Origin of the sequence: Nostoc sp. CMAA1605 (assembly GCF_021596505.1) — a bacterium.
Lineage (GTDB): Bacteria > Cyanobacteriota > Cyanobacteriia > Cyanobacteriales > Nostocaceae > Trichormus.
Genome location: NZ_PJIZ01000138.1, coordinates 1 through 8,651 on the forward strand (window position 1 = coordinate 1; position 8,651 = coordinate 8,651).

Annotated in this window: 7 protein-coding genes and 2 pseudogenes; 4 read left to right on the forward strand and 5 right to left on the reverse strand. The window is 39.8% G+C overall.

Going from position 1 to position 8,651, the window contains the following annotated elements:
- Positions 1 to 49 precede the first annotated feature (49 nt).
- Positions 50 to 1,578, forward strand: a pseudogene (locus CV014_RS27945) (thioester reductase domain-containing protein).
- 83 nt (positions 1,579 to 1,661) lie between these two features.
- On the opposite strand, the gene CV014_RS27950 reads toward CV014_RS27945, so the two are convergent.
- Positions 1,662 to 1,814: a hypothetical protein gene (locus CV014_RS27950; RefSeq protein WP_236144999.1), complete on the reverse strand. Its 153-nt coding sequence runs from the start codon at positions 1,812 to 1,814 to the stop codon at positions 1,662 to 1,664.
- A gap of 287 nt (positions 1,815 to 2,101) precedes the next feature.
- Between CV014_RS27950 and CV014_RS27955 the strand changes: the two genes are divergently transcribed.
- Positions 2,102 to 2,959, forward strand: coding sequence for an SDR family NAD(P)-dependent oxidoreductase (locus CV014_RS27955; protein WP_236145000.1), 858 nt, complete (start codon positions 2,102 to 2,104; stop codon positions 2,957 to 2,959).
- Positions 2,960 to 2,998: 39 nt separating this feature from the next.
- Here CV014_RS27955 and hetI read toward each other — a convergent pair whose 3' ends face one another.
- From hetI to CV014_RS27970, 3 genes are all read right to left on the reverse strand, one after another.
- Entirely contained in the window at positions 2,999 to 3,703 is a 705-nt protein-coding gene (gene hetI, locus CV014_RS27960; protein WP_236145001.1) for a 4'-phosphopantetheinyl transferase HetI, read from the reverse strand.
- Between the two features lie 605 nt (positions 3,704 to 4,308).
- The gene (locus CV014_RS27965) at positions 4,309 to 5,646 is read right to left on the reverse strand and encodes a hypothetical protein (protein ID WP_236145002.1); all 1,338 of its coding nucleotides are present in this window, start codon (positions 5,644 to 5,646) and stop codon (positions 4,309 to 4,311) included.
- 72 nt (positions 5,647 to 5,718) lie between these two features.
- A complete protein-coding gene (locus CV014_RS27970; protein ID WP_236145003.1) occupies positions 5,719 to 6,384 on the reverse strand; it encodes a hypothetical protein in 666 nt (221 codons plus the stop codon).
- 1,070 nt (positions 6,385 to 7,454) lie between these two features.
- On the opposite strand from CV014_RS27970, the gene CV014_RS27975 reads away from it, so the two are divergent.
- Positions 7,455 to 7,952, forward strand: a complete 498-nt coding sequence (locus CV014_RS27975) for a CRR6 family NdhI maturation factor (protein WP_236145004.1) — start codon at positions 7,455 to 7,457, stop codon at positions 7,950 to 7,952.
- Complete coding sequence (locus CV014_RS27980) at positions 7,927 to 8,085, forward strand: hypothetical protein (protein WP_236145005.1); 159 nt, start codon at positions 7,927 to 7,929, stop codon at positions 8,083 to 8,085. Before CV014_RS27975 ends, CV014_RS27980 begins: the two co-directional genes overlap by 26 nt.
- 1 nt (position 8,086) lies before the next feature.
- Here the strand turns inward: CV014_RS27980 and CV014_RS27985 are convergent.
- Positions 8,087 to 8,651, reverse strand: a pseudogene (locus CV014_RS27985) (glycosyltransferase family 9 protein); the annotation flags it as partial.

Below are 8,651 nucleotides of genomic sequence, written 5' to 3' on the forward strand. Positions count from 1 at the left end.
GTGAAAAGTTAGATGTAAGGGACGCGTAGAAATTATTGGAGATTTTGAAATGACTGTGAAACAATCTTATAGTGCAGCCGACATTCAAGCTTGGATGGTTGCTCACCTGGCTGAAGTGTTAAGTGTAGATGCTGATGAAATTGACCCCAGTGTGAATTTAGAAAGCTATGGTTTGGATTCTGCTCAAGCCATGAGTATGGTGAGTCAATTAGAAAAATTATTAGGCTTTCAACCATCTCCTTTGTTGTTGTGGCATTATCCCACAATTGAATCATTATCTCAGCGTTTAGCTGAAGAATTGGAAGAAGGTACAGAGGTAAAAGATACAGGTGTTACTCGTTCCACAAATACTTCTAGCGTCTCTAATACCCCTGTTTTGGATTTACAGGCTGAAGCTGTTCTCGATCCAACTATTCATCCTGGTGGTGCTATTCCTGTTGCTTTACCTATCACTCAACCTAAGAAGATATTCTTAACTGGTGGTACTGGCTTTTTAGGTGCGTTTATTATTCGGGAATTGCTCAAACAAACCAAAGCAGAAATCTACTGTTTGGTGCGTGTAGCTAACTTGGAAGAAGGTAAAGTTAAGCTGCAAAAAAATCTCGAAGGTTATGCGATTTGGCAGGCTGAATATGATGCAAGAATTATTCCTGTCGTCGGTGATTTATCTGAACCTTTGTTGGGTTTAAGTTCTACACAATTCCAAACTTTAGCAGCAGAAATTGACACTATTTACCATAGTGGTGCGTTGTTAAATTACGTCTTCCCTTACTCAGCATTGAAGGCTGCTAACGTTCTGGGAACTCAAGAAGTTTTGCGCTTGGCTTGTCAAGTGAAAGTGAAGCCTGTGCATTATGTTTCTAGTGTGGCGGTGTTTGAAGCTCCTTTCTATGCTGGTAAAGTTGTGAAGGAAGATGATGATTTTAGCCACTGGGAAGGGATTTATCTCGGTTACTCCCAAACTAAGTGGGTAGCAGAAAAATTAGTGAAGATTGCGAGCGATCGCGGTTTACCTGTTACCATTCATAGACCCCCCTCATCGCTGGTGATAGCGAAACTGGTATCGGTAACACCCATGACTTCATTAACCTGATGGCTAAGGGTTGTCTACAGATGGGTTATTTCCCAGACGTGGAATATATGCTCGATATGTCCCCTGTAGATTATGTTAGTAAAGCGATCGTACATCTATCTATGCAAAAAGATGCGATCGGTCAAGCTTTCCACTTACAACATCCTGAACCTGTAGGATTGAATGTTTTAGTTGACTGGATACGCTCTTTCGGTTATCAAATTGACATTCTCCCCTACGAAGAATGGCAAGCGAAGTTAATTGAGAGTGCAACCTCTACAGATAATCCTCTATACACTTTACGGCCTTTCCTCTTAGAGCGTTGGTCTGATGAACAACTCACCATTCCCGATTTGTACCTAAAAGCTAGAAGACCTCACATTAGTTGTGAAGAAACTGTAAAGACTTTGGCTGATAGTGGTGTTACCTGTGCGCCAATTGATGGGAAGTTGTTTATGACTTACACCGCGTATTTGATTCAGAATGGTTTTTTGACTCTGGGGTAAGAGGGTTTAAACGCTCCAAGAGCGCAGAGGTACGCCAAGAGTTTAAATAAAGTTTGATTTTATGCGTCCATGACCCAGTTTCGTCAAGAAGCTGGGTTTTTCTTATGAAAGTCTTGATAAATCTCTTTTTCCCAATCCCCAGTCCCCAATCCCCAGTCCCCAGTCCCCAATCCCCAGTCCCCAATCCCCAATCCCCAGTCCCCATAAATTAAGTTTGCTATTAACACTAGCTTCACAAAATAAATGCTATAAATGAAGTTGATGTAAAGTTGAACCTCGTTGAACAAATCCTTGACTTTATCCCTGTTCTGCAACGGAAGGCGATCAACACTGTTATAAGTCAATTTTCTGCCAAAAAAGTGCAATCTACAAGTCTGGAATGTAGCTGTCTTTATCGCATTTAGTTGCGGATAGGTGAGTTTGAAGGTTTTATCTGTCTGTAGTCTGAATGAGGCTACACAGAATTACCAAATTGATAATGCGTGAATCCTGCCGATCAGAATACAGGTACTAGCAGGTTACAATGACAACTCTCACAGGTAAGACAGTGCTGTTGACCGGTGCCTCACGCGGTCTGGGTGTGCATATTGCTCGTGCTTTAGCAAAAGAGCAAGCCACCGTGGTGTGTGTTTCGCGTTCCCGTTCAGGATTAGAGCAAACTTGTGATGCAGTCAATGCAGCAGGTGGTAGAGCTTTTGCCGTCCCTTTTGACATTACCAAGGTAGGGGAATTATCTGCTCTCACCGAACAGGTTCACTCAACTGTCGGCTCTGTTGATATTTTAGTCAACAATGCTGGCATAGAAATTATTAGTGCATTCGCCAATTACTCTCTTGCAGAAATTCATTCTGTCTTCAACACTAACCTCTTGGCTACTATGGAATTAACTCGTTTATTACTCCCCAACATGATGGAACGAGGTAGTGGCCGCATTGTTAACATTGCTTCACTAGCTGGTAAAAAGGGTATTGCTTTTAACAGCATTTACTCTGCTAGTAAGGCAAGTTTGATTATGTGGACTGATGCCGTCCGTCAAGAATTAGCTGGTAGTGGTGTCCATATTTCGACAGTTTGTCCGGGATATATCTCTCATACCGGGATGACCGTTGATCCTCGTGTACCTGCACCTAAATTAGCAGGTGTGACGACACCCAAGGTTATAGCTAACGCTGTTATGCGTGCTATTAAAGGCAACCAAGCAGAAATTTTTGTCAATCAAAATCCGATTATGGAAGGTGTGACAAAATTGATGCTGTCTATGGGACAAATTTCTCCGACTGTAGTTGATAAACTTTATCAGTTTTTAGGTATAGTCAATTTCAACCAAGTCAGAGCCGGAAATCGAGCTAATCTCAAATATGCGGCTGTTGGTCGTTACTAAAAATTATAGTGAGCTGATTCGGGAATGCGGCTTAGATGGTTAATATTGCCAACACTTTAACTGCCAGCCACAACCCGCCACGGCAAGAGCAGCAACATAGTTATTATCAGGCACTAACTCTACTAGACTCCAAGCAGGTAATTTGACTAACCTAGCTGGTTCTGTGGGTGTTAGTGCTATTTCAATTTGTTCTAATTGAGATATGCCGTCACCCGTCGCTTTAAGATAAGCTTCTTTACAAGTCCAGTAGCGGAAGAAGGTTGTTTGTTTTTGGTCTTCGGGTAGCGATCGCAGTAAATTATATTCTTGTGGTAAAAAAAACCTTTGCGCCAACGCTTCCACATCATCCATCACACGCAAAGACTCTAAATCTACCCCTATTTGCCGAGTATAATTCACCGCACACAAAGCTAAATTGTGAGAATGCGACAAGTTAAATAACAAGCCACTTTGCTGTAAACCCTCTGCTAACAACGGTTTACCACGCGGTTCATAATCAAACTTAACTTGTTCCGGCAAAATTCCCAAATAACCGCCTAATATTTGCCTGAGAACACCCCTTCCAGCAATAAAACGCTGGCGATGTTCTGGAAAATAAAATCTATTAGCACGAGCCAGTTCATCGTTAGAAAGAATTGCTGATAAGCTTTCTAGCTGCGATTCTGTTATATCTAGCTGAAATCGCCAAACATGAACCTCATTCGGCAATAAAATTAAATTTTCGGGTGAAGATAACCAAATCATTGGGGATTGGGGGACTGGGGACTTGTACTGAGCTTGTCGAAGTATTGGGGACTGGGTACTAGCGACTGGGAGACAAGGTAGACAAGGTAGACAAGGTAGATTTTACCCCAATGCCCAATGCCCAATGCCCAATGCCCAATGCCCAATGCCCAATAACTAATAACTAATGACTAATGACTATTGACCAATAGGCATTTTGGCATACATATTTTTCCAAGTATAGGTATTCTATGGAAGTGGGATAAATTTCGTGTGAAAAGTAATAAAAACGTTTCATCTCTCAGCCGTGAACTGAGAGATTTTTATTTATTATCTTAATTTTAGTTTTTATTTAATCATTTTTTCATAATTGACTATTTTATTGAGCTTTTACAGATATTTCAACGCATTATGTCAGGTTATTAATTACTGGTAAGAGTCATATTAAATTCTCTGCTTTGCATCTCAAATATTAAATGGATTAAAGCAACTATATTTTTTAGTCCATAACTCACATCAGCCAGATTTTAGCAACAGACATAAATTAAGTTAAGTACACTACCACGCAGTCTTAAGATTCTTAGTTTGATTCGTCAAAAAAACCAACAGTTAAAATCTGTGGTTATTCAAGTTAACTTGTGTCTATGCTTTTGTTTGTAAGCGACTAGACAGTATATGAGTGTTACCAAAATAATAGCCTTCAATGTAGAAGGTTCAAACACCTTTGTTGGAGGTGTTGCAATACATTGAAGTTCACCACTATTTCCCGGAGTATCAACTTTAATTGTTCCTGGGGGACATACTGGTGTTGGAGGTGTGGTTGGAGGTGTAGTTGGAGGTGTGGTTGGAGGTGTAGTTGGAGGTGTAGTTGGAGGTGTGGTTGGAGGTGTGGTTGGAGGTGTGGTTGGAGTCGGTTCAGGTACACTTCCCACAGAATTGCGATTAGATGAATTACTTCTTCCACCAAGTAAGGCCAGTAATAAAATCAACGGTACCAAACCAGCAATCCAAGGCCAGACAACTGGAGAACCATCTGACTGAGCTGCAATGATTTCTTCACCAGGGATTTCTGCTATTTCTTCAATTCCTACTGTGCTGCCTGGTTCTACTAATGCAGTATCAAATGTTTCACCCACTATGGTTTCACCTGGTGGAGTCACATTTGGAAGTTGAACCAGTTTTCTCCCATACCAACCATCATCTCTAGCATTGGGAGTATATGGACGCGAAAGTATTGTCAAAATACTTTGTCTGAGTTCGGCTTTATTTCCTGTCTGTAAAGCGTTTAATCCCCTAGAGAGATTATTCAGATAGAACTGTGTCATATCTGGCTCTAGGTTCAGATCAACAATCTTTTGTTCAAGGTTGGGGATTTTGGCGGCTTCTTCTAGGAGGGTTTGTCCATAGGATAATTTCAAGTTCACAAACCCACTGCGGAGGTCATCTGCTGGTTTTCCTGACCACAGAAAGTTTCTTGTGACATCTCTAAAACCAACTACAGGACTTGAACTCAGTTTTCCTCCCAGTCCATACTGCGCTGAATCTAAAATTTGGGAGGAATGATTTCTCCAGACTGACATATAAGGAGAGTTAATCAGATTACTGTTGTTGCCGTAAAAGCCAAGAGTTCTCTGATAGTTAGTTTCTCCGCCAGCTGCTCTCATCAACATTTGTTGATAAGTCAGTCCACCGTTAGATTCAATAACTTGCTCCAGGATAGTACCGGTTTTGTTACAACGTAGACCAAACCCTACTACGCACCCAGGGATAACTCGTAGCTGACGCAAGCCAGCTTCGTTATTTTGTAGCTGATACTGTAAATACTGCTCTTCTTGGCCTGGTGGTATTTTGACAGGCGCACCAACATTTAAGCCTTTTGGTTGTGCATTAGCAGTCTGAACAAGAATCAGTAGTGTTGCTAAAGACGAGAATACAAGTGTGATGTTTTTGATGGTAGATTTCAACAAGACCCTTCTCCGGTAGATGACACAGATAGATTTAATTAACTAAGCAATTCTCGTTTGACAAGTAAAAACTCAGTTTTGAGTTGTTTGAGAACTCACATTTTTAGGTAATTGGATGTTGATTGTAATGGCTGTTCCTTTTAATTCTCCTGCACTCAATGGATGATAAATAATTAATGCTCGACTTGGCTCATCAAACAGAAAACCACGGCGAGAAGGCTTAATTTTTCCGTCTTTTACTAAGACAATAAATGCCTCTAAATATCTGCGTACACTATCTTGGTTGTCCTGATTTATAGTAGTGTGATGCTGAATCAGAGACATAAAGAAATCTAAACTCCGAGAGTCCTGACCTGAAATTAGACTGCCATCATCTAAGAAAGAACTGCCAATTAGTTTGCCATTTTTCTCTGTAACTTTAAATAGTGTGTAGTAGCGATTATCTTTGTTAGGGTCATTTACATAACATACCCAAGAGCCATCTTCGCTACGTGAAAAACCTTGTTCTGCTAGGTAAGAAAAAGCAGAACTAGTTTTTTGGTTTGAGACAGGAGGTAGCAAACTTTCAACGGGATCTAAAGAACAAATTTTTTGGTTTGCCGTTGTGGTGGTTGTCGTATTTTCAGGAGTGGTGGGTGTTTCCTGAGCTTTAACTTGTAACTGATTGCCATGCAATATCGCAACTGAAAAAATGGCAGTAAAGGCAAGTAATTTACTCAGATAAATGCTCTTAGTCATGTGTTTATCCTCATTGTTATGTTTGTTGATTTTGTAAGATTGTGAAGTTTGAACGTAAGTAAAGATTATATAGCTTAATGAGAAAGCTATGTAGATAATTATTTACATTAACTAATTGTGAAAGATTGTGGTGTCAAGAATTAGAAGCACTCACAAAAACAGTTAAATTAATTCATTTTTGTCAATAATCTTGATTGTTGCTGCAATTGTCATAATCCCCTCACAGATATATTTGGTGTGTACTAAATTTTTGAGACAAAGACTATATATTTAGCATTTTTCGGTATCAAAGGTGCATAAATTGTTTCAATAAGTTCGGTTCAATTAGGGATGAACTACTGAATAAAAGTTACAACATTGATAACTATTTATTAATGTCTAAAAAGATACGAGATTTGTTGATGATTAATATTTTTTGTATTTTCTTGCCATTTATAACAGGCTTTCTTTTCTCTCCAGAACTACTTAATATTATTTAAATTTTTCTTGACTAAAGGGCTGTGCTTAAGGAAATGTCTATTGATAAATAGGTTGAGGTTTTAACACTGCTAATATTTCATCACCATGTTATATTTACTTACGTACCCGTTGTTTTTGCTACAGAATGATTTGTTACTCTATCCTAGTACCTGTGGAATTACGGTGTTTGGTTGAGTAATTCTGAATATTTATTTAGTTAGTGTGCAGTAATTCTACCATCACCTAATCGGGTTATAAGGGTAGCATAGACAACTTTAAAAATTGCACACTATAAATTTTTCTAGTCTTTAAAAATGTTCTTAGAGACAACATGAAGTATTGATAAATGTTAAGGAAAATACATAAGTATATACTTATGTATATATGTAGTTTTATCTGTCGTTTAAGCTTGGACTACAGCAATGAAGAGACGCAACTGCCAGGCATGAGAAATGTTGACGCTCACAAGATGGTGAATTGTATGTTCCGAGTGATTCTGCTTTTTGTGATTTTAGGTTAGGTGCAGTTTGTCAATGTAGCGTCAATTGCAGAAAGCTGGTACTGTGAATTCTCGAAACTAACACCGTATACAAAAAGTAGCTGTTGAGTCCATGACAATCACGATCGCGCTCAATACTGACTCTGTTAATACCCTGGATTTATCCCCTGTTGATACGGTAATTAATCAACTGTTACAAGAGCAAACGTCTCAAGGCACGACACAAAGCGTCTATGCTAACTATGAACAGCAGTTGCACTTTGATATCAACTATCCTCTAGAACCAGGTGATCCTCGCGAATTGTCAGAAATTCCTGAGTTAAGGCTGTGGTTTGTGCGCTTAGATGCTAAATACCCGTGGCTACCATTTTTATTAGATTGGAAAGCTGGAGAACTTGCTCGTTATGCGGCGATGCTTGTACCCCATCAATTTAGTGCTAAAGAGGGCATTCAATATAATCCTGAAGCTTTAGAAATCTTTTTAATGCACAAAGTGTTTCTGTTAAGCGACTGGTTAAAACAGCAGGATATTCCTTGGCAAGCACGACTAAAATCTATGGCGCAAATGCTTGGTTACGAATTAGATGATGCGTTTTTCGATTTGTTTTGAGGTTGGGGATTGGGGACTGGGGATTGGGGACTGGGGATTGGGAGACAAGGGAGACAAGGGAGATTTTACTTTAATGTCCTGTTTGTTCAATGCCCAATTCCCAATGCCCCATGCCCAATTCCCAATTCCCTAATTCATCCACCCCAAACTTTTTCAAGGATGGTTTTGGGAGAAATATCCGCTATCTTGCCTGTAGAAGATTTGATACCCAAGAACTTATCGCTTGTTGGTAACACTTTGCTTGGGTCTGTAGAACCAAACAATCCAATTGTATAAGTTTGTACTGCTACACTGAGTTGTAATGGTACAGTGTCAGTAGTGAGCATCAAACTAGCTCCGGCAATGATGGCGGCTAATTTACCGATGTCTTCGGGAGCAGTCACCTTAATATTAGGGGCTGAATCCCGGAGCGATCGCACAAATGCTTCGTCATTAGTTCCTTGAATGACGACTATCGGTAAATCTGGTTGTTTAGCTTGAAAATCTTGAATAATAGCTTGCCAGTTTTCCACGGGGTATAAAGTATCTCCCGCTTGAGGTTTGGATAGCCAGCTTGAGCCATCATAGATTAATACATAACCATTATTGACTGCTAAACGTTTTTGTTCGTTTTGCGCCCACTCAATATCAGGTTTCGGCACATTTACCGCTAACTCTGGGTAGGAGTGGTAATACCTAATGGTTGCAGCAAATCGTGAT

Excerpts from the sequence above, each read along its gene's own strand:
- CV014_RS27955 (WP_236145000.1), top strand. The coding sequence starts at position 2,102 with ATGACAACTCTCACAGGTAAGACAGTGCTGTTGACCGGTGCCTCACGC.
- hetI (WP_236145001.1), bottom strand. The coding sequence starts at position 3,703 with ATGATTTGGTTATCTTCACCCGAAAATTTAATTTTATTGCCGAATGAG.
- CV014_RS27970 (WP_236145003.1), bottom strand. The coding sequence starts at position 6,384 with ATGACTAAGAGCATTTATCTGAGTAAATTACTTGCCTTTACTGCCATT.
- CV014_RS27975 (WP_236145004.1), top strand. The coding sequence starts at position 7,455 with ATGACAATCACGATCGCGCTCAATACTGACTCTGTTAATACCCTGGAT.
- CV014_RS27980 (WP_236145005.1), top strand. The coding sequence starts at position 7,927 with ATGATGCGTTTTTCGATTTGTTTTGAGGTTGGGGATTGGGGACTGGGG.